This is a genomic window from Aestuariirhabdus haliotis (assembly GCF_023509475.1).
Classification (GTDB): Bacteria; Pseudomonadota; Gammaproteobacteria; order Pseudomonadales; family Aestuariirhabdaceae; genus Aestuariirhabdus; species Aestuariirhabdus haliotis.
Genome location: NZ_JAKSDZ010000022.1, coordinates 30,292 through 52,048, shown reverse-complemented (window position 1 = coordinate 52,048; position 21,757 = coordinate 30,292). Strand labels below are relative to the sequence as shown.

Below are 21,757 nucleotides of genomic sequence, written 5' to 3'. Positions count from 1 at the left end.
CTTGTCCAGGTCTCGACATGAACGGCAGGCTTCGCCTTGATAAAAGCCATTTTTAGGATCGCATAGCTCTATCTGAATTAATCAGAGGTGCCTTAGGCTATAATGCGCCGCGTTGAAACTGAAAGGTGGTGTTATGAGAGTCTGCGGTGTTGAGTTAAAGGCCAGCGAAGCCAATATTTGCCTGTTGTCCAAATCAGATGGTTTGTTTGACCTGCCCGATTGCCGGGTACGGCGCCTGAATCTGCTGGACATTAACAGCCGAGAACAGCTGCAGGAGTTTCAGTTTGCCTTCGCCAAGTTGATGGCCGACTACAAGGTCGACAAGGTCGTCATTCGCCAGCGTGCGCCCAAGGGTAAATTTGCCGGTGGTGCGCTGGGCTTTAAAATGGAAGCCGCGCTGCAGCTTATGAGCGACATAGAGGTCGAGATTCTCACCCCTTCGGCCATCAAGGAATGCCTGAGTAAAAACCCCATCGCTATCGCCTTCGAAGACACCGGCCTCAAAGCCTTTCAGGAAGTTGCCTTCGTTACCGCCTTTGCCAGCCTGAGTCGCTAATTCCGCGCTGGCTAGATCGGTCTCCATCAGGGCTTAATGCTGACTGCCGGCCTTACGCTGTTTCTGCATCTCGATATGCTGGTCGATATTATCGATCAGCATCTTCTGGTACTGATCGGTAAACCAGGACAACACCTCCATCTGTTCGGCGGCCAGATCCTCGGTCTGTAATGCGGCCTCATGGGCATTAAAGCGCGCCGCCGCGTAACGAATGGCGGCGCCGACCAGCGCCAGATCCTGCCCCGGCTCAGCGGCCAGCTTATTGGCTACATCGATAAACTGGTCAGCCATTGCGTAGATTTTTTGTTTTTCGCTTTCGTCCGGCATGAAAGGTCCTTGGCAGTGTTCGATGGGTTGTTAATTGCTGCTAAAGCAGCTCTGAATGATTCAGGCTTACCTAAACGGTAAAGGATTTAACCATCAACCAACAGGCTTTTTTCTCCGGCCTCAACGCATTGATAGATCAGCGTATTGATGGTCATCGGGCCGACACCACCGGGAACCGGCGTATAGGCCTTTACCCGCTGGATCAGCGGGGCCAGCTCGATATCGCCCACGCCACCCGGGTGATAACCGGCATCGATCACAATCGCCTGGTCTTTAATCCAATCCGCTTTAATAAACTCTGGAATGCCCACCGCCCCCACCACAATATCGGCCGATTTTATATGTTGCTCAAGCCCCCGGGTTCTGGAGTGGCAGATGGTCACGGTGGCATTGGCATTCAATAACATCATAGCCATCGGCTTACCCAGAATGGCACTTCGACCCACAACCACCGCATGCAGGCCTTCGATATTCAGGTCATAGGCCTGCAGCAACCGCATAATGCCCTGGGGCGTGGCCGAACCGTAAGCCGCTTCCTGCATCGACATGCGACCAAAGCCGAGACAGGTCACCCCGTCGACATCCTTCTTTAAATCAATCGCATCAAAGCACAGTCTTTCATCAATCTGTTCCGGCACCGGATGCTGCAGCAGAATACCATGCACGTCGGCGTTATTATTGAGATCGATGATGGTTTGCCTAAGCTGCTCTGTGCTCGTGCTGGCGGGAAGCTCTACCCGTAACGACTCCATGCCGATACGCTCGCAGGCGTTGCCCTTCATTTTGACGTAGGTTGCCGAAGCTGGATCATCCCCCACCAGAATGGTCGCCAGAATGGGTGCCGCGCCATTGGCGGCCGTTCGCAATGCGGATACCCTTTCGGCCAGCTCCTGTTCGGTTTTTTGCGCCAGTGATTTTCCGTCGAGTATCAGGGAGGACATAGCTTTACCTTTGTGGAAGAAGTAGATAGCAATCAGAAACAATACCCACTGGACGCTTTACAGCCTTTCAACAAAACGCCTGACTTGAAAGCCCCCGCGGGTGCTGATTATCGAGGATATAGCATTCTACCACTAGACCTCACGAATAAAACCGGGCAACCAAGCCGTTTGTCACATCACCTAATGCTCCTGCAACACCCACTTTCGCAAAATCTGTTCATACTCTCCATTGTCTTTGATCTTCTTTAACGCTTGCTGAAACCGTTCAACCAATTCGTCGGGCGTGTTTTTACTAAAGGCAATGGATAACTCACCCCAACGTTGATCTATCCCGTATTGTTTCTTCAGCAACGAGGCATCAAATCCCATCTTATCGACCCTATACGTGATAGAAATCTCGGAGCCTAGAATAGCCTCTATACGACCGGCATAGAGCATTCTCAAAGTAGCATCAAAATCATTCGTTATGGTCAGATGGGTAAAGCCATTGTTCTCAAGAAATTGATGCTGGTAATTCTCCCTCGGAACACCAATCAAGAATTGTTTGGCGTCTTCAAGAGAGTTAATGCTGACTCCGCTGGATGTCTTCAGACTCCAAAAATAATAATCTTTAGAGCCGGTAATTGGGCCTACCCATTTAAAATGGTTTTCACGCTCCTCGCTTCGCACCATAGAGAAGATCATCACATTCCTGTCGGTCAAGCCCATTTTGTAGGCTCTTGCCCAGGGGTAAGCCACTATTGGAGCTTGCAACCCTGTTTCTTCCAGCAGCTTATTGACAATTTCAACCGACAAGCCGCCTTGTATTTTGCCGTTTTCGACAATTTGAAAGGGAGGAAAATGCTCGGTGGCTATCGTAATGTCATCCCCATAGCCAAGGCTTGAACCAAGGAGAAACAACAGAAGAAAACCCAACACCCTCATAACCCATTCCTTTGCTATAACGAAAATATGAATAGCTTATATAACGGCAACCTTGATAACCGGCATTCATTATAACTCCTCAATAACCGGCAGAAAAAATGGAGCGAAGTGGAGTTTTAGCTGCCCTGCGCCGTAGACGCGTAGTTGATTGATTTGTTAGAAATTTATTTCCTTAAATCCTTAATATACATGGCAGTCCCATCATGCCTCATCTCGATGTCAAATAATTCAGTTGCTCGTATCAGATCACCAAGTTTTTTATAACCATAGTTGACAGCAGAAAATGAGCTGTTATTGGATATATAATGACCAATCTTGCTCATGTGAGCCCAGTTATCATCTTCAGATGTTTGCTCAACAGCAGTTCTCAAAAGTCGTACGAGTGATGTATCTCCCCTCAGCTTATTTCTTTCTTCGTTTATCTGCCTTTTAGGGGAAGGTTGCTTTTCATCGCTATCTTCTTTGCTAATAAGGTTTTCCGTGTAGATAAACGGAGAGCAGGCATCAACAAACGGTTTGGGTGTTTTCTTTTCACCAAAGCCATAGACTGGGAGGCCACTTTCAAGAATCCTAACTACAAGAGGAGTAAAATCACTATCGCTGGTCATTAAAGCAAAAGCATCAACACTTTTACTATAAAGAAGATCCATTGCATCAATAATCATTGCAGAATCAGTTGCATTTTTCCCTTTTGTATAAGCAAATTGCTGCATGGGCCTTATTGCATATGGATGAAGCCTTTCAATCCAGCCAGATAGAGATGGATTATTCCAGTCTCCATGAGCGTGGCGTACATTTACCATTCCAAACTTAGCCAGTTCTTCTAATACACCTTCAATAGAATTATGACTTACATTGTCACAATCAATCAGTAGAGCAATTCTTTTTCTTTCTGGCACTAAACTCTCCTAAATCTATAACGACCGCATCAGCGGTCATGATCTTGTACCACTTTTGTGGACACTTATACGCATTGTTACAAATCTTTATTTGTAGCCCAATATTTTTAGAGAATTACCTGTCTCTTCTATTGGGAATTCAGCCACACCCTTTAACACCTCCGCTACCTCTTTAATATTATGAACTGCTTTTGCGTTTGGGTTTATTTCATAAGTTAAAAGTATCATTACCCATTCAATGTGCTGATACTCTACAGGACAACCCCACACACCATCACTAATATATATTTCTAAAAGATCTTTCTCTTCCGGCCACTTACCTGACCTTTCTAGATCTTCGCCAAGAAGTTTATAGCGACATTTAGTTTGGACATCCGAACCCCATGGAGCAGTAGCACGTAGAACAGGGGCTACCGTTTTAAATAATTTACGCCACTTGGTATTGCTCATATGAGATGACATAGATTTAGCTTTTGTTTTAAATCTGCGTCTAATTTCATCATTATGATTCTGATCAAAACTCATATATTGGGGGTCTCCACCCTCGTATAACGCCTGCCAGCAATGGCAAGTGAAACGAGTCCAGCCATCTTACTGGCGAACTGGCTGGCTTTGTTAACTGTGTTAGCTAGCATTGCGATGCTCTTCATTGATGGGGGTTGGGAGCAAGCTTGATCCATTCCCTCCCATAAATAGCGTGTTTGATGAAGGTGCTAAATCAGTGAAATACGCATTAATTACTTGAATACCATATTCTTCAAGATCTGCTTTTATAGCTTCTGTCAGAGATTCATCAATACTAGTTTGATCTTTAATTATATCTTTGAAGGACATAGCAGTTAATAGCAACCGAACTCGAGCCAATGAAATATCTTTTATTAGATCCTCAACATCCCAAGTCTCACCAAAAGCACGGACTAAATCTGTAACTTCATAGGCAATTATCGTACTTACTGCTATTGAATTTTTATCATTCGTTACAAGTGCTTGATATTGTAAATTGGTGGTCTGTCTTGCTGTTGGATATATTTCGATATCTGAAAGCAACTTATTATATAAGCATATACCTGGACTAATTGGGGTGACCGTCGCAGCTTCTGAAGGCATGAAGGGAGGCAATAAGGACCACTCTTTAAAATTGAAAAGCATTTTAAATTTAATCGGAGTTGTAAACTTCACACCTCCATGAGTTTTCCGGATAACTCTTAATCCAAAGAATTTAGGAGCTAACCAAACAACGGGAATAAGCCAAATCACCCAGCTAGGAATTTTATCCAAAAGAACTATTATTGCAGATTCCACACAGACTCCTTAGTGACAGTTAACGCTTACAGCATTGATTCGATCTTTTTCTCGCCCACTGCCTGTGATTGTTACATTTAGAAGCCATGTTTAGCCTCCAACCGATCGAGAAGATTACTCACTAAAGCAAAGTACTCTGTTTCAGCTACCAATTCTGAGTGATCATTACTAAACACCCGTATTCTCTCAATGAATATGAGAATTGATTTTTCATTATTAGAGATACAACGGCCAATAATATTATTCACGTAGATCACTAACTCATAAATTCGCACATTTCTGCGAAAAGCCATACTAGGAAGGTTCTTTTCTTCATTTAGAGATCGAACTATTTCCAATAACTCTGCGTCTTCAAAGAGCATTAGCTTTCCTGTAAATGTAACGCTAAAATAACTGGCTTAAACGCGTGCCGCGAAGCGATGATTACGCGTGAAGTTCATTGCCTTGTTACATGGCCATTGGATGCCAAAAAATCAGGAATTGAGCTTTCAGTTCTGGGACCGTCATCCAACCACTCAACTCGCCATTCCGTTATGCGCTCTCCAACTTCATGAATATACGCTCCTGACTCGGGCTCATTTATCCACTCCAGCTGTTTAACTAAGACAAGTGGATCTTCAGAACCTTTGGTCGAATTAGAGAATTCCATTGCTTCTTTAAAACTATGGAATGCGTAGTAATAAATTTCACCGTCAAACTCATCTGGAGCACCTTCCCAAGGTCTACACCAAATACGATACTCTAAAACCAGATCATAAAAGTAGCCGCCGCCAGATTTGGTAGCTGCGGGATATGTTCCAACTAAATCCTTGTCTATTGAATCAGGATAAACCATCTTATTCCTTTGCCATGTAACGCCAACATAATGGGCGCGCGGCTTTTTGCGCGTCCAGCCAGCTTTGCTGGCGATCATTGATGTTATGCATTTAGATAGCACCTAAGTAATTTTTGATATGGCTCTTCCCTTGGTGTGCCATCTTCCTCTGCAAAGAATGGAGTGCAACTTGGACACATGGTGTTAATTGTTTTAATCAATGCCAATATGTTCTCAACTTCAGTTTTAGAACCTATATCCCTAACATCATAAAATAGCTCTAATGATCTAGGAAAAACATAAACTGATACTGAGCTCACAGCTATATCGCCAAATTGGTAATCAGGCAAATAATGGCGAAAAGAATCAAGCTCACCACTTACCACCTGACGTGCCGGATTATCTAAAGAGGCTATTTCAACATCAGTTTCTAAAGTATTACTCCATGCCTTAGTTTCAGATGAGGTAGGCCCGATATGATCTTTAATATGTTTATAGATCCGAACTACTTCTTCAGCCTCCAGGTTCTCAAAACAAACTCCCGGCCTCATACCCTCATCAAGACCAAAGACTTCATATAAATCAGATGGGAGAGGCATAAACTTCCTTATTTTGCATAACAATTTATTAGCACGACCCTGCAAGGTCACCCCACCTTGCAAGCTTCCCTACCTTACAAGGTAATATGTTTACGTTAGCTTATCCTCGCAACAACCCACCCCGGATGCAACAAACTTGCACGACTGTTCTAAAATATATTTTTATACACTAAGCATTGGCCTTACAGCCCCAAGTTGAACCTAACACCCTCGCCCCCTCCCAACCGGCATCTGATCTTACCTTCCAAACTAAACCTTGCGGGTTTCGCCCCGCAGACGACTTCATTTCTTTATACGCGATAAAGAAACGAAGCAAAGGCAGCTCTCGATCGTCCATGTCTCGCACCTTCGGCCTTTTTCGAATCATCACCCACCTGCTTGTCGTTCTGGAAGGGGGAACCCTGTGCTAAATCAGGATGTTATTTTTCCATCACGCCGCTTATCATGTGACTCATCATCTTTATCAATCCCAGAGTTAAACCTCCATGTCGCCCCCCGTTACCACCACCTATCTGGAAATGACCCAGGCCGATCAATTACGAGCCAAGAACAACCCCGATGCCGATTTTTCGGTGACTGAAGTCGAAATCCCCCAACCCGAATTCAACCGTTTCCTGTACCAACTTGTTGGCGAACGCTGGGAATGGACCGACCGCCTGGTGTGGGATCTGGAACAATGGCAGCAGTGGGTTTGCGAGAGTGAAGTGCGCACCTGGGTGGCGTATCGCAAGGGTGCTATTGCCGGCTATTACGAACTGCAAAAACAGCCAGGCGCCGAAGTGGAGATTGCCTACTTTGGCCTGGCCGAACAGGCGATCGGATTGGGAGTAGGCGGCTACCTGCTGAGCCATGCCCTCAGCAACGCCTGGGCCATGGGCGCCGAGCGGGTTTGGGTGCATACCTGCTCCCTCGACCATCCGGCGGCGCTGGCAAATTATCAGGCTCGTGGTATGACAATTTACCGGGAAGAGACGGAATAAAGCCTCTCGGTTTACTCTCTACCTGTTGTGACCCTCGACGCTCGCTTTAGCCGGTGTTGCGCAAACCCGCGGCAATGCCGGCGATCGAGATCATCAATCCCTGCTCCAGAGTTGGATCGCCACCATCGCCCAGTTCCCGCAACCGGCGCATCAGTTCCACCTGCAAAATATGCAGCGGATCGACGTAGGGGTTACGCACATCGATGGAACGACGCAGCACGGGAATCCTGACCAGCAGTTCCTCGCCGCTGATGGTTTGCAGAGCATCGACCGCCTCAGTTAAACCCTGGCGCAGCTCGACGCCCAGGGCGCTGAGTTCATCATCGTCCAGTAGATGGCGTTCGTAATGATCGGCGACTCGACTGTCGGCCTTGGCCAATACCATCTCCTGCATATCGAGCAGCATGCGGAAGAAGTTCCACTGCTGATCCATCTCCTTGAGCAATGCCAACTGCCCCTGCTCCAACTGTTCAGCCAGGGCTCGCCCCGTGCCTAACCAGGCGGGTAGCATCAAACGCATCTGGGTCCAGGCGAAGACCCAGGGAATCGCCCTGAGACTTTCCACCCCACCACCCACATGGCGCTTGGCCGGGCGACTGCCCAGGGCCAGACGTCGCAGTTCCAACTCGGGGGTTGCGGTGCGGAAATAGGGCACGAAACGGGGGTCATCACGCACCACTCGGCGGTACTCCACCACAGTACGCTCGGCCAATGTCTGCATCATCTGGCGCCAACTGTCCCGGGGCGGTGGTGGCGGTGCCAAAGTGGCTTCCAGAGTCGCTGAGGTATACAGCTCCAGATTGCGCAGGGCCAAGCCCATGACACCAAACTTGAACTGAATCATCTCGCCCTGCTCGGTCACCCGCACGGCACCATTAACGGTGCCCGAAGGCTGGGATAAAACGGCAGCATGAGCCGGGCCGCCGCCGCGACTCACCGAACCACCGCGACCATGGAACAGGGTTAAATGCACACCCTGCTGCTGGCACACAGCACTGAGCTGTTCCTGCACTCGGTACTGGGCCCAGGAGGCGGCAAAAAAGCCGGCGTCCTTGGCGGAGTCGGAGTAGCCGATCATCACCTCATGGCGGTTGTTGATATCCCGCCGATACCAGTCGATCGACAACAGCTGCTGCATGCTGTCTGCGGCGCCCTCGAGATCCGACAGGGTTTCGAACAGGGGCACGATACGCTGGGGTTGCTTGCAGCCACAGCATTGCTGCAATAACCGCACGGCGAGCACATCCGATGGCGAGGTCGCCATGGAGATGATATAAGCGCCCAGCGCCGATGCCGGCTGTTGCGCCAGAGTGCGGAAGGTATCGAGCACTTCCTGGACCTCGTCGCTGGCGGGCAGGTCAGCGGGAATCAGTGGCCGTCGGTTCTGCAGCTCGTCCAGCAAGAACGACTGCTTTTGTTGCTCGTCCCATTCCAGGTAGGATCCCAGCCCCAGGTATTCGGTGATCTCGCTGATCGCCTCGGCATGGCGAGTCGATTCCTGTCGCACATCAAGGCGCAACAGGGCCAGGCCGAAACAATGCACGCGGCGAATAATATTGACCAGACTGCCCTCGGCGATCGCTTCCATGTCGCACTCGATCAACGAGTCATAGATCAGGTTGAGAGGTTCCAGCAGCTCATCATCGTGCAGATAGATGGGCGCTGACAATGTCTTGCCCTCCAGTTTGGCTTCGGCCCAGTCGCGGGTATTTTGCAACCGGTCGCGAACCTCACGCAATAATTGCCGGTAAGGCTCGGGGTGATCACCCACCCGATCTCGCAGCGCCTGATTACCGTCGATCATCGACAGATCGGCGCGCAGCTCCTTGATATCACGCAACAGCAGGTCGGCCGCTTTCCAGCGCGCCAGCAGCAGCACCTCTTCGGTCACTCTGGCCGTCACATTGGGATTACCATCACGGTCGCCCCCCATCCAGGAGGCGATGCGCAGGGGTGCCGACGCCAGCGGCAGGCGCAACTGTGTATGCTGACGCAAGACCCGGTCGATCTCCCGCAGGGTTTCGGGGAGGGCTTCCCACAAGGTGGCTTCAATCGCCGCAAAGCCCCACTTGGCTTCATCCACCGGTGTCGGCCGACGGTGGCGAATTTCATCCGAATGCCAGGCGGCGACAATGCGGCGGCGCAGACGATTGAGCTGGGCTTCGCGTTCGCGCAAGGTCAGGTCCGGGTGATCCAGTTTATCCAGAATTTCCCCAATATCTTCGTATTTGCGCAGCAGGGTGCGACGGGTCACTTCGGTGGGATGAGCGGTCAGAACCAGTTCCACCTGCAGCTCGGCCAGGGTATCCCGGACTTTGTCGGGCGCGATGCCCTGCTGCAATAAACGAGGAATCAGCTCGGCCAGTGAACCTTGCTGGGGCGGCTCATCATCGCGGCGCTGATGGGCACGACGGCGACGCACTCGATGATGCTGCTCGGCAATGTTGGCGTAGTTGAGAAAATGGCTAAAGGCCCGTGCAACCGGTACCAGCTCCTCCTCACTCAGTTCGGACATCACTTCCAGCAGCGCCTGGCTGTTATCTGTGTTGCGCGCCGCTTTGGCCAGGGAACGAATCTGTTCTACCTTATCGAACAGCGCCTGTCCGGCCTGATCACGAATGGTGTCACCCAACACCTCTCCCAACAGACGGACGTCATCCCGCAACGCCCCGTGCTTGTCCTTCTCAGCCATCGTCAGATTCCTTGTTGCCCCAGGTTAGCCTTCTATTATGTGACGACACATGGCGCTTGAACAGACCACTTTTGTCTTCATTTCTTGTCAGTTTCTCTGGTTGATTCCGACAACCGCTTCCTATTGATCAACTTTCTGGCATCATGGTTCTGAAACGCTTCTCATAACAATAACAACTCGTGTGCGACTCTTTATGATCCGATCCCTGCAACTCTTCTTCTGGTTACTCGTACTCAGCGGCGTGGGCCTAGGCGGCACCATTGTCTACTACGCGCCAGACGAGGTTGACCTGGCGCCACTGCTATCTCGCGCGGATGACTACGAGGTGGAAATTATTCGCGACCGTTTCGGGGTTCCACATATCTATGGACAACGTGACGAAGACACAGCTTTTGGCCTGGCCTATGCCCATGCGGAAGATGACTTCGCCACGATCCAGGATGTGATCATGGCGACCCGGGGGACATTGGCGGCCGTCAAAGGCCCCGACGCTGCCAAAACCGATTACCTGATTCGCCTGATGCGGGTATGGGAGGTAGTAAATGAAGGCTACCATTCACGCATCGACGCCAAGACCCGGGCCATCGCCCAGGCCTACGCCGACGGCATTAATCTGTACGCAGCGCGCCACCCGGATGAAGTCGCCTCATATCTGCTGCCGGTACAAGGACAAGACCTGGTCGCCGGCTTCACGTTCAAGACGCCGCTGTTTTATGGTTTCGACACCATCATTGGAGAACTCTTTGCTGGCGAGTCACCGCGCGCGTTGTCTCGCCACAGCGATACCGCGTTTCAATTCACCCGCCAACCCCAGCCGGAACTGGGCAGCCAGGGCATTGCGGTTGCCCCCCATCGCAGTGGTGATGGGGTCACACGTTTACTGGTTAACTCCCACCAGCCATTAAGTGGCCCTGTGGCCTGGTACGAAGCGCGCCTGCACTCTGAGGAAGGTTGGGATATGGCGGGTTCCACCTTCCCTGGCTCGCCCATCATCCTGCACGGACACAACCGCAATCTGGGTTGGGCCAACACGGTCAACAAGCCCGACCTGGTGGATATCTACCAACTGCGTATCAACCCGGACAACCCGGACCAGTACTGGATGGACGGCAACTGGCATGACCTGGAAGTGCGCCAGGCCGATATTCTGGTGCAATTATTGGGACCTCTGCGTTGGGAGTTTACCGAGCCGCTCTATTTTTCTGCCCATGGGCCGGTACTGAAACTGGACCACGGCACCTTTGCCCTGCGCTGGGCCGGCATGGATGAGATGCGCACCCTGGAGCAGCTCTATCGCCTCAATAAAGCCAACAACCAGAGTGAATTTGAATCCGCCATGTCGATGATGGCGATGCCCAGCATTAATTACGTGTACGCCGATCGTGACGGCAACATTGCCCATTATTACAACGCCATGATGCCCAAACGCAAAGCCGGATGGGACTGGAGCAAAGACCTGCCCGGGGATGACAGCGACCTGATCTGGCAGGAGTACCTGCCCTTTGAACAGCTACCCATGACGCGCAATCCACCGGCGGGTTTTGTTTTCAATGCCAACAACACGCCGTACGTATCCAGTATGGGACCCGGCCAGCCCGAGCCAGAACAATTTGATGACAGCCTGGGGGTTGAAACGGCCATGACCAATCGTGCCCTGCGACTGCGTCATCTGTTGTCGACCACGCCAGCCATCAACGCCCGGGAGCTGCACCGAATAAAATACGATCTGGCTTACCATGAATCGCACCCCTCCATACAGGCTCTACGCAAACTGCTGGCGCGCGACCTGAGCATCGAGTTGCAAAAACATCCACAGCTGGCGCCGGCCCTGGCGCTGTTAAAAAGCTGGGATCTACGCACCAATCGTTCGAATCATGCTGCTGCTCTCGGGGTTCTCACGATTGAGCCCCTGGTCGATTTTCGCGAGAACAACATGGCTTCGGACAACCTGCTGCCGAATCTGTTGGCCGCCATCGAACGTCTGCAAACCCATTTTGGTCGTATCGATCCGGAGTACGGCGACTTTAATCGCTTGCGACGCGGTCAACACAGCTGGCCCCTGGACGGCGGGCCCGATATTGTTCGTGCCGTGTATGGCGATCCGGACGATGCTACCGGTCAGCAGATCGCCAGCGCCGGCGACAGCTATATTATGTTCGTCGAATGGAGTTCCGCAGGCGAAGTGCAATCACGCTCGGTTCACAATTACGGCAGCGCCACGCTAAATGTGAGCTCACCTCATTATACTGATCAAGCGCCACTGTTCGCCACCTGGCAAGACAAACCCCTGTGGCTCGACAAGGAGCATTTGATCCAACACAGCTCGCGTCGCTATCGCCCCTGACATTTATCCCGTCGGCACCAGGCACTGAATTTCGGCGGGGCTAAGTGAACGGTAGTCACCGGGGGCCAGTGAGGGATCGAGGGTCAATTCCCCGATTCGCTCACGGTGCAGGGCCACGACCGGGTTATCAAAAAAGCCAAACATGCGCTTGACCTGATGGTAGCGTCCTTCCCGTAAAGTAAGCCGCGCGCTGTGCTTCGAGATCAATTCGAGCTCGGCCGGTGCGGTGGTAATACCTTCAAACGAAAAATAGATACCTTCGGCAAACTGCTTTATGTAACGCGAGTCAATCGGGTGTTGGGTTTGCACTCGATACACCTTGTCGACCTTATGCTCGGGTCGTGACAGTTGCTTGGACCAGAGACCGTCGTTGGTTAACAACAACAATCCCGTGGTATTAAGATCGAGCCGACCCGCCAGGTGCAAGCCCGGGTGCCATTCATTCGGCACCAGATCCAGTACCGTAGGATGCTCCGGGTGTTGCGTTGCGCTCACCACGCCGGCCGGTTTATGCAACATCAGATAGCAGGGAGTTCCGGTTTGCAACGCTTTATCATCCAGGGCGATGGTGCAATAGGGCGTTACTCGACAACCGGGATCGCGTACCACATTGCCATCCACCCGAACTCGGCCACTGGCAAGCAAGCGCTGCGAACTCTGTTTGTTCAGTTCACAATGCTTGCGTAAAAAATGAACCAACCTCATATAGATACAACCTCAGGGCAACCCATCTCGAAATGCCAGGAACTGACTGTCCACCTGGCTCCACTTGCACCGAAGCAATACCAGCGCTAGCCTGAACAGGTTCAATTTTTTCTCTTGCAGGCGCCCACGCCCGCCCCAACTGCGGAAGTATCCCATGCCTACCGATATTGAGATAGCCAAAGAGTTTACTGCACGCCCCATTGATGACATAGCCGATACACTGAAAATCGATCCTGACCATCGCATGCATTATGGCCGTGATATTTGCAAAATCGACCTGAACGCACTGGCAGCCCCTCGCCCTCGACCGGGCAAGAATCGTCTGGTACTGATTTCCGCAACCACCCCTACGGCATCCGGTGAAGGCAAAACCACTACCACGATTGGCCTGGGACAGGCCTTTACCCAGCTGGGAGAATCGGTGTGTATGGCACTAAGGGAACCCTCGCTGGGCCCTTGCCTGGGCATGAAAGGTGGCGCAACCGGTGGTGGCTATAGTCAGATCATGCCGGCCGACCGTATCAACCTGCACTTTACCGGCGACTTTCACGCCATCACGTCGGCCAACAATCTGCTCTCGGCCAGCATCGACAATCATATTTTTCACGGCAATGAGCTGGGAATCGACCCACGCCAGATTGTCTGGCGCCGGGTGATGGATATGAATGATCGTTCCCTACGCCACATCGTGGTCGGTCTCGGCGGCAAGGGGCAAGGTATCCCTCGTGAGGGCGGATTCGATATCACTGCCGCTTCCGAAGTGATGGCGATGCTGTGTCTGGCCAGTGATGCCGAAGATTTGCACCGCCGCCTCGATAATACCCTGGCCGCCTACAGCTATTCGGGAGAGCCCATTTACGCCCGTCAGCTCAATATCACCGGCGCGATGATGGCGCTGCTGCGCGACGCCCTGCATCCCAATCTGGTACAAAGTTTCGAGGGCACCCCCGCCTTTGTCCACGGCGGCCCCTTTGCCAATATTGCTCACGGCTGCAACAGTCTGGTCGCCACCCGAATGGCCATGCATTATGCCGACTGGGCAATCACCGAAGCGGGCTTTGGCTTTGATCTGGGAGCGGAAAAGTTCTTCGATATCAAATGCCGACTCGGCAACCTGGACCCCGATGCCGTGGTGCTGGTCACAACCGTACGAGCCCTGAAAATGCACGGTGGCAAGGCACGCAATGACCTGCTTAACGAAGATGTCGAAGCCCTGCGACTCGGGCTGGAAAATCTGGATAAACACATTGAGAGCGTGGAGCATTTCAACAAACATCCAGTCGTGGCGATCAACCGATTTGCCACCGACAGCGATGACGAGATTGCCCTGATCAAACAGCGTTGTGAACAGCACGGAGTATCCTGCGCCGTGACTACCCATCATGCCGATGGCGGCAAAGGAGCACTGGAGCTGGCGAAACTGGTGATGGCAAGCGCCGAAAAGAGTCGACCTTTTGAGCCCCTTTATCAGCTTGAGATGCCAATTCTCGATAAGATTCGCGCCGTCTGCCAGGAGATGTATGGCGCCGACGACATCGCCTTCACCAAGCAAGCCGAGAAAGACCTGCGCCAGATTGAGCAGCTCGGACTGACCGATCTGCCAATCTGCATCGCCAAAGCCCCCAGCTCACTGTCCGACGACCCTTTGCTGCACGGTCGCCCGCGGGACTTTGAGGTCACCATCAGGAACCTTCATGTGAATTCGGGAGCGGGCTTTATTGTCGTGCTGACCGGCGACATCATGCGCATGCCTGGCCTGCCCAAGGTACCGGCAGCCGCACGAATGAAGGTCAATCCCGACGGGGTGATCGAGGGGCTCGAATAATCAATCCGGTGCCCAACTGATCAGGCGGGCTTGACTACTGGACCCGCCGAACCAAAATCGGCAAGGGACGCGGCGAGCCCTCAACAAAGGGGTCAATATGCTCTGTGGTGGTAAACATCAGACTACCGCCACTGCGTATTTCGGCCCGCACGGCGTACCGGTGACGGCTATCAAGTCGCGACGGATCATAACTGAGGGTCAAGCGATAGGGAGGCGCCTTACCGTCGCTCTTGAGCTGCTGCTCATTGAGGGTGATTGCCGCCACATCCATTTTAGAGACATCCTGCAGCATCACATAAATCTTCGCATTCGGCGGTAGCATCATGCGCTCGCGGTACGTGACCTCGACCTCGATCTGGGACTGAGGGCTGGAGCTGCCCCACTGGCAGCCACCCAACACCAATACACTGATGATCAAAACACGCAGATAAAAGCGGTCATTTACCATGGGCTGAGTTCCTTTCAGGCGCTGTGATAACAGTTTCCACAATCCGGTAACGGCCTATATCTCAGCTTCGCCCGGGATCGCTCTACTCTGTTGATCCTAGCCCCATCTGGCCGGTATTCAAGCGCAGCCTTCAGGCCCTGAAACTCGGCTCAGAAACAGGGCACCGAGACACAAAAAGGCTTTTTTCTTATGTTTCCTAAGACTATACTTTGATTCCTATAGGAAACTTAATCCCAAAAACAAGAGACCCTCCAGCTGTGAAATCGGGCGCTATCGACTACTGTTAGTGAACCCGATATTGCACTGGCTCAACCCGGAGACCCCTATGTCTGATAGCCCATTACTGAAAACACCGCTGTACGATTTACATGTGGAACTGGGAGCCAAGATGGTGCCCTTTGCCGGTTACGATATGCCCGTTCAGTACCCGCTCGGGGTCAAGAAAGAACATCTGCACACACGGGAAAAAGCCGGTCTCTTCGATGTCTCCCATATGGGTCAGGTCAAATTGGTGGGTGCCAATGCCGCCGCCGCTCTGGAAACCCTGGTACCGGTCGACATTATCGACCTGCCCGCTGGCAAGCAACGCTATGCCCTGTTTACCAACGAGCAAGGCGGCCTGCTCGATGACCTGATGGTGACCAACTACGGCGACCATCTCTATGTTGTGGTCAACGCAGCCTGCAAAGAGCAGGACATTGCTCATATGCAAGCGCATCTGGGTGAGGATGTGCAGCTGGAGCGTCTGGATGATCGAGCACTGGTGGCCTTGCAAGGACCGGCAGCGGTCACCGCCCTGAGCCGAATCGCTCCCGAAGTCGCCAACATGGTGTTTATGGACTCCCGTTTGATGACCATCGACGGCGTCGAGTGCTTTGTCAGCCGTTCCGGTTATACCGGTGAAGACGGTTACGAGATCTCTATCCCAAGCAGCGATGCCGAACGCCTGTGCCGCCTGTTTCTGGAGCAGCCAGAGGTCGAAGCCATTGGCCTGGGGGCTCGGGATTCACTGCGCCTGGAAGCCGGTTTATGCTTGTATGGCCACGATATCGACACCACCACGACGCCGATCGAGGGCAGCCTGATCTGGGCCATCAGCAAGCCCCGCCGTGCCGATGGCGAGCGCGCTGGTGGTTTCCCCGGTGCCGAAATTATCTTCGAGCAGATTGCCAACAAGAGCTACAAGCGCAAACGGGTCGGTTTACTGGCCGAGGGTCGAGCACCGATTCGTGAGGGTGCCGAACTGGTCAACGCCGATGGCGACAAGATTGGCGTGGTCACCAGCGGCAGTTTTGGCCCCAGCATCAACGCGCCGGTTGCCATGGGCTATGTAGAGACGCCGTACAGCGTCATCGATACCCAGGTATTCGCTCTGGTGCGAGGCAAACAGCTACCATTGACTGTTTCGCGCACGCCTTTTGTTGAACAGCGCTACTACCGAGGTTAATCATTCACCCTTCAACAATGGCCGGTCACCTCAGGGTTGCCGGCCATTTTAATGGCTGCTGTACGGGTTGGTCAGCAACAGACTGTGAGTCCGACCGTCAAACAGAGTTGCCTTAACGATTACGCCCGTATTGTTCGTGACTGGTGACCCAGTCGCCGGCAATCACCGCCGCTCCCAGCGACAGTTCGCCACAGAGTACGGTCGCACCAATAATTTCCGCCAGTTTGTTAACCTTGCCACTACCGGAACAGCCCAACATCTGCAGGCACTCCTGCTGGGTCGGAAGCCCGGTACCGCCACCATGGGTCGCTACAATCAACGACGGCAGGGTGATGGAATAATAGTAATCCCCCTCCGGCGTCAACGTGACATAGACCACCGCTGCCGAAGATTCGGCCACATTGGCGACATCCTGCCCGGTGGCGATAAACAGGGCCGTAATACCGTTGGCCGAATGGGAGCCATTGTTCATCGCTCCGGCCATAAACGAGCCGGTGTTGCTGATCTGGCGGGAGCGAAACAACAACTCGGCCGAGACGCCCATCTGCTCGCGCAGCAAATGGTCTGGAATCACCGCCTCCGCGATAACCCGCTTGCCCCGACTGTGCAGGGTATTGAGCTGTGAATGTTTCTTGTCGGTATCCATACTGCCCGACAACATATAACGTTCTATGCCCTGATACTGTTGCATGATCCATTCACAGGCTGCGAACGTTGCGCGCCCCACCATGTTCTGGCCTGCGGCATCACCGGTTGAAAAGTTAAAGCGCAGGTAGCGCAAACAGGCTGCTGCGTATTGATCAATGCGCAGCAATTTGCCACTGGACGTTGTGGATTCGGCAACTTCACGGATGGCCGCAATATTCTGTTCGACCCAGACACCAAAATCCCGAGCCTGGCGCGCGTCTTTAAAGACAAACACCGGGGCCCGCTGCATGGCATCATCTACCACCGATACGGTAATGCCCCCGGCGTCACGCAGTAACCGCATGCCCCGGTTGTAGCTGGCCACCAAGGTGCCTTCTGTGGTTGCCATGGGCACATAAAAGTCTCCCTGGGCGTGCTCGCCGTTAACCCGCAACGGCCCGGCGAGTCCCAGCGGCACCTGGGCTACACCGGTAAAGTGCTCGATATTGCCTTGAGTGGACTCGGCGTCAATCGAGTAATGCCCCAGATGCCGGGCTGTCGAACCCGTTTGCTGCTGGATAAAATCGCGCCGCTGGGACGCCATGGTTTCGCTATTATCGTTATCTTTATTTCGGGGAATCCTGTCAGCCATAATCCTCGCTCCCTGTTGCGGGCCGGTGCACCCAGCCGTTGAAACCCGTACAGTGTAGATTGGCCTGACCGACAACACCGTCAAAAAAGTTACAGTTCACAGGAAATCAAACATGCCTTCCGCCGATGCGGCCCAACTCACCAGCAGTGGCTTGTTTGCCTCAATGGATCCGAACCTGCAGCAATCGCTGCTAAAGCACGCTCGTCATATTCAGCTACCGCCCTCGCAGGTTCTGTACCGGAGAGGAGATAAGCCCAAGGGGTTTTATGGTTTGCTTAGCGGCGAGATCCAGCTCACAGCCAGCGACAGCACCGGCAAACAGCTGTTATTTGGTACCATCGAAGCCGGTTGGTGGTGCGGGGAAATTCCGGCGCTAGACGGGGAACCCTACGCGCAAACAGCCACCGCCATTGTTCAGAGTGAGTTGCTGATGATCCCACTAACGGAGTTTGATCGGGTGTTGTCCGAACACCCCGAACTCTATCGCCACTTTATTCGTATCCTCTGTCGTCGCATCCGGCTGGCAGGACAGCTGTTGGAAGAGTCGGCGTTCTATGATCTGACGACGCGAGTCGCCAGTCAGTTATTGCGTCTGTGCCGCCTGCATCGGCCGGATGCCACGCAGCATCTGCAATATTCCCAGGCGCAGATTGCCGACATGCTGGGCATTACCCGACAAAGCCTGCACAGAGTACTGAAAAACTGGCAACAACAAGGCTGGATTGAGCTGAGCTATGCCAGTATCAAGATAGATCGACCCGACGCCCTACGAGCATTGGTGCAAGCTCGGGAAGTAAGTCCCAACAACGCCAGGGCTCACCAGCGCTCGACGGTATAACCCTGCTGGCGTAGCTGTTGCAAAATACCATCATTCCCTACCAGGTGCAGGGTTCCAACTAATACCAGCTCGGTCTGGTCGTTTTGTAACAACCGCTCAATCTCTTGCATCCAGGCATTGTTTCGCTCTACCAGGAGTTCGCGATAGATATCCGGGTAATCATTTTGCATCGGCGCCATCACATCTTGTTCCAGTATCGCCAGGTCACCGCTACGCCAGGCCTGTTTGACCAACACCAGAGTATTCGGCAGGGTCTTAAGGTCACGCAGCGTGTTAAGAATCATCTGGTCCTCTATGCCCTCCCCCATGGCAGACATTGCGGCCAGCTGCTCATCGACCGTCTCCAGTTCACCAATCGCCTTGCCATCGAGCTGGGCCTTACGGAAAAAGTACTGGTCGACACCGGTCCCCGCCATACCCAGTCGTTGCATCTCCATAACCGACAAGGTCACCGAGACCAGCCCGGGTCGAAAGGTGCGCAACAGGTCCATCGGATATCCCTTGCTGCGGCAATACGCCTCAAGCTGACGATACACATCGGGACTTAATCGGTTTTCCAGGCTGTCACCTTCGGGATACAGCATCACCGCCATCAGTTTGGTTTGAAATGCCGGAGATTCGATTAACGCCAGATCCGCCTCAAAAAACACCGCATCGGCTTGCTGGTAAGCCAAAGCAAAGGGCTCAGGCAGCGGATAATCTTCTGCCCCCAGCATATGCAGGGTGCCGCCGATAAACAGCTGTTGGCCACCACTGCTGATCCGCCAGACGGCCCCCTCACCGTCGGCCATAATCAGGCTCTCGGCCAGGGATCCTTGCGGCCACCCACTCGATACCAGAAGCAGGGCACAACAAAGAAGTGACTTGTAGAATTGGCTGGTCATAGGCAACACTCGTGACAGAGTCAAAGGGGGTATTCGCGAAGCTGATAAGCCGTAACGGGTCCTCACCCGCTTATTCACCGACAGAGGACCCAGGGTCGGACTTGGCACTTAACGATGAAGCTCGTCGAGCCACCAATAGGACTCTACCTGATAATATTGCAAAATGCTGCGTACCGGCTCCTGATCCCGATCACGATAGAGGCGTTTCCAGGCGCTCATAAAGCGTTTCAGCTTGCCCTCAACATTAATCAATGAACGATTCATGCAGAGCTTCACCTGCTCCTGAAACAACAGCGTTCGTTGATAGTCAAAATCTGGCGGTGTGGCGGAGAAAAAATCCTCCATCGTCAAGCCGGCAATAATGGCCGAGCGTGCCCGTTCGTACCAAAACATCTTGCTCAGACGGAAAGTTTCGTTCACCACCTGAACATCAGTCGATGGCTCTACCCGAGGCAACACCAGGTCTCGCAAAGGCCCTGCCACCAGAAGGTCAGCCCCAGGGGTTTGTGATTCATCCTCGGTGACAAATTCAAGATTGTCATAACGGTATACCCTCAGTGTCATCAATGAATCTGCACAGGCCCATTTCTCTTGCAACAGGTCCAGCTCGGCTCTATCAGAAGGAATGACAGCGACATGCAGGTCCCCTTCACCCCGCCCGAAAGCTCGGGTCGACCTTTCAAAAGGCAGATAACGAGGCTCTATTTTCCAGCCCAGCTCCCGCCCCGCCAAAGCGATCAATTCAACCATAAAACCCTGATGTTGATCGGAGCGTTGCGGGTCATAGGCAAAAGGAGGGAGATGGTAGGCGTTCAACTGCAATTCCAGGGGAGCCGCATTCAGCAGAGGTGCCAAGAGCCCTCCCAGCAACAACAATAGAGCACGGCGTACGTCGACACCGAGGTATCTCTTCTTCCATGACAATATTGGGACCAACTGCCCTTCTCCCTGTTTAGCCAGTAGCAACCCTGTTCCATCCATCAGCTTTTCAATAAGGTTATTAGAGAATCCAGGAGACCGCCATCCTCCCAGCGCATGGATCAGCGGTTTCGCCCCCTGGATGTCCCTCTCGGGGTACAACAGGTGACACTGACAAAGCCTTAAAACGGTTGCGTTCGATACCGTATCTCTTTACCCTGCGCGCGCTACCACACTCTCTACAGGTAAGCGCCTCAACTGGATTAGGGAGATCGGTTATGACCCCGGTTTTTATTCATTATTTCCTTAAGATTTTCTTTATTTTTACCCCGTTTTTTGTGGTTTCGGTTTTTGCCTCGTTAACAAAAAATCTGGGGGCACCCGAGAAGAACCGCATTGCTAACAAGGTTACTGTGGCGGTTATGATCAGTAGCCTTATCATTTTCTTTGCCGGTGAAACCATTTTCGAACTGTTCAGCATCACCCTGGATGCTTTTCGGATCGGTGCCGGTGCCGTGCTCTTCCTGTCAGCCCTGTCGATGATCAATGGACGCTCCGATGTCTCTGCCGACCATGGTCAGGAGATTGCTGTGGTGCCCCTGGCCATGCCTATCACTGTTGGCCCCGGCGTTATCGGTGTGTTGATGGTTATTGGCGCCGAGGTTAACAGCACCCAGGAACGCATTACTGTTGCCTTATCGCTGTTCTGCGCGGTGATTGCCGTCGGGCTACTGTTGCGGTTATCGAACCGGGCGCGATTCCTTAATCGCCCCGAGGTTCAGGTGATCCTGACCAAGGTCACAGGGCTGTTTGTATCGGCCATTGCGGCGCAGATATTTTTCACCGGGGTAAGAAATTTTATGGTGTAAGTGATCTGGCCTGTGGCCAGGCCCTATCTGTGCAATAAGCTGGCCTGGTCCGGTTCGCAGCAATAAAAAAGGGAACCTGAGTTCCCTTTTTTATTGGATTTAAACGATCTATACAAGACACCACACCGCCGCTTATAACCTGTAAAGAAAAAGCGCTTTGCTGGCC

At 52.6% G+C, this 21,757-nt stretch carries 21 protein-coding genes; 7 read left to right on the top strand and 14 right to left on the bottom strand.

The window, feature by feature from the left end:
* Positions 1-133 precede the first annotated feature (133 nt).
* Positions 134-556: a DUF3010 family protein gene (locus MIB40_RS12905; RefSeq protein WP_249694909.1), complete on the top strand. Its 423-nt coding sequence runs from the start codon at positions 134-136 to the stop codon at positions 554-556.
* Between the two features lie 33 nt (positions 557-589).
* Here MIB40_RS12905 and MIB40_RS12900 read toward each other — a convergent pair whose 3' ends face one another.
* The 8 genes from MIB40_RS12900 to MIB40_RS12865 all read right to left on the bottom strand — a co-directional run bounded on the left by MIB40_RS12900 (position 590) and on the right by MIB40_RS12865 (position 6,362).
* On the bottom strand, positions 590-883 hold the full coding sequence (locus MIB40_RS12900) for a DUF3144 domain-containing protein (RefSeq protein ID WP_249694907.1): 294 nt from the start codon (positions 881-883) through the stop codon (positions 590-592).
* An 86-nt stretch (positions 884-969) separates the two neighbouring features.
* Positions 970-1,824 carry a bifunctional methylenetetrahydrofolate dehydrogenase/methenyltetrahydrofolate cyclohydrolase FolD gene (folD, locus tag MIB40_RS12895; protein ID WP_249694905.1) on the bottom strand — a complete coding sequence of 285 codons (855 nt, stop codon included), beginning with the start codon at positions 1,822-1,824 and terminating at the stop codon, positions 970-972.
* A gap of 180 nt (positions 1,825-2,004) precedes the next feature.
* Complete coding sequence (locus MIB40_RS12890; RefSeq protein ID WP_249694903.1) at positions 2,005-2,748, bottom strand: substrate-binding periplasmic protein; 744 nt, start codon at positions 2,746-2,748, stop codon at positions 2,005-2,007.
* A gap of 164 nt (positions 2,749-2,912) precedes the next feature.
* Positions 2,913-3,647 carry an NYN domain-containing protein gene (locus tag MIB40_RS12885; RefSeq protein ID WP_249694901.1) on the bottom strand — a complete coding sequence of 245 codons (735 nt, stop codon included), beginning with the start codon at positions 3,645-3,647 and terminating at the stop codon, positions 2,913-2,915.
* Between the two features lie 87 nt (positions 3,648-3,734).
* Positions 3,735-4,172: a DUF6678 family protein gene (locus MIB40_RS12880; RefSeq protein WP_249694899.1), complete on the bottom strand. Its 438-nt coding sequence runs from the start codon at positions 4,170-4,172 to the stop codon at positions 3,735-3,737.
* Between the two features lie 99 nt (positions 4,173-4,271).
* Positions 4,272-4,949, bottom strand: coding sequence for an SPFH domain-containing protein (locus MIB40_RS12875; protein ID WP_249694898.1), 678 nt, complete (start codon positions 4,947-4,949; stop codon positions 4,272-4,274).
* Between the two features lie 436 nt (positions 4,950-5,385).
* Complete coding sequence (locus MIB40_RS12870; RefSeq protein WP_249694896.1) at positions 5,386-5,862, bottom strand: hypothetical protein; 477 nt, start codon at positions 5,860-5,862, stop codon at positions 5,386-5,388.
* A gap of 5 nt (positions 5,863-5,867) precedes the next feature.
* Entirely contained in the window at positions 5,868-6,362 is a 495-nt protein-coding gene (locus MIB40_RS12865) for a hypothetical protein (RefSeq protein WP_249694894.1), read from the bottom strand.
* A 485-nt stretch (positions 6,363-6,847) separates the two neighbouring features.
* On the opposite strand from MIB40_RS12865, the gene MIB40_RS12860 reads away from it, so the two are divergent.
* Entirely contained in the window at positions 6,848-7,342 is a 495-nt protein-coding gene (locus tag MIB40_RS12860) for a GNAT family N-acetyltransferase (protein WP_249694892.1), read from the top strand.
* 46 nt (positions 7,343-7,388) lie between these two features.
* On the opposite strand, the gene ppc is transcribed toward MIB40_RS12860, so the two are convergent.
* The gene (gene ppc / locus MIB40_RS12855) at positions 7,389-10,034 is read right to left on the bottom strand and encodes a phosphoenolpyruvate carboxylase (RefSeq protein WP_249694890.1); all 2,646 of its coding nucleotides are present in this window, start codon (positions 10,032-10,034) and stop codon (positions 7,389-7,391) included.
* 193 nt (positions 10,035-10,227) lie between these two features.
* On the opposite strand from ppc, the gene MIB40_RS12850 reads away from it, so the two are divergent.
* Positions 10,228-12,378 (top strand): penicillin acylase family protein, encoded by a 2,151-nt coding sequence (locus MIB40_RS12850; RefSeq protein WP_249694888.1) that lies wholly within the window; start codon positions 10,228-10,230, stop codon positions 12,376-12,378.
* 3 nt (positions 12,379-12,381) lie between these two features.
* Here MIB40_RS12850 and MIB40_RS12845 read toward each other — a convergent pair whose 3' ends face one another.
* Entirely contained in the window at positions 12,382-13,083 is a 702-nt protein-coding gene (locus MIB40_RS12845; RefSeq protein WP_249694885.1) for a pseudouridine synthase, read from the bottom strand.
* 154 nt (positions 13,084-13,237) lie between these two features.
* On the opposite strand from MIB40_RS12845, the gene MIB40_RS12840 reads away from it, so the two are divergent.
* Positions 13,238-14,908: a formate--tetrahydrofolate ligase gene (locus MIB40_RS12840; RefSeq protein ID WP_249694883.1), complete on the top strand. Its 1,671-nt coding sequence runs from the start codon at positions 13,238-13,240 to the stop codon at positions 14,906-14,908.
* 34 nt (positions 14,909-14,942) lie between these two features.
* Here MIB40_RS12840 and MIB40_RS12835 read toward each other — a convergent pair whose 3' ends face one another.
* On the bottom strand, positions 14,943-15,356 hold the full coding sequence (locus tag MIB40_RS12835; RefSeq protein ID WP_249694882.1) for a YbaY family lipoprotein: 414 nt from the start codon (positions 15,354-15,356) through the stop codon (positions 14,943-14,945).
* A 325-nt stretch (positions 15,357-15,681) separates the two neighbouring features.
* On the opposite strand from MIB40_RS12835, the gene gcvT reads away from it, so the two are divergent.
* Positions 15,682-16,803, top strand: a complete 1,122-nt coding sequence (gene gcvT, locus MIB40_RS12830) for a glycine cleavage system aminomethyltransferase GcvT (RefSeq protein ID WP_249694880.1) — start codon at positions 15,682-15,684, stop codon at positions 16,801-16,803.
* Positions 16,804-16,915: 112 nt separating this feature from the next.
* Here gcvT and MIB40_RS12825 read toward each other — a convergent pair whose 3' ends face one another.
* The gene (locus MIB40_RS12825; protein ID WP_249694878.1) at positions 16,916-18,082 is read right to left on the bottom strand and encodes a hydroxymethylglutaryl-CoA reductase; all 1,167 of its coding nucleotides are present in this window, start codon (positions 18,080-18,082) and stop codon (positions 16,916-16,918) included.
* 112 nt (positions 18,083-18,194) lie between these two features.
* Between MIB40_RS12825 and MIB40_RS12820 the strand changes: the two genes are divergently transcribed.
* On the top strand, positions 18,195-18,920 hold the full coding sequence (locus MIB40_RS12820) for a Crp/Fnr family transcriptional regulator (RefSeq protein ID WP_249694876.1): 726 nt from the start codon (positions 18,195-18,197) through the stop codon (positions 18,918-18,920).
* Here MIB40_RS12820 and MIB40_RS12815 read toward each other — a convergent pair.
* Entirely contained in the window at positions 18,899-19,804 is a 906-nt protein-coding gene (locus MIB40_RS12815; RefSeq protein WP_249694874.1) for a TraB/GumN family protein, read from the bottom strand. The two genes, MIB40_RS12820 and MIB40_RS12815, sit on opposite strands and share 22 nt — an antisense overlap.
* A 108-nt stretch (positions 19,805-19,912) precedes the next feature.
* Entirely contained in the window at positions 19,913-20,785 is an 873-nt protein-coding gene (locus MIB40_RS12810) for a transporter substrate-binding domain-containing protein (protein WP_249694873.1), read from the bottom strand.
* 215 nt (positions 20,786-21,000) lie between these two features.
* Here MIB40_RS12810 and MIB40_RS12805 point away from each other — a divergent pair, with 215 nt between their 5' ends.
* Positions 21,001-21,591, top strand: coding sequence for a MarC family protein (locus MIB40_RS12805; protein ID WP_249694871.1), 591 nt, complete (start codon positions 21,001-21,003; stop codon positions 21,589-21,591).
* Positions 21,592-21,757: the final 166 nt, after the last annotated feature.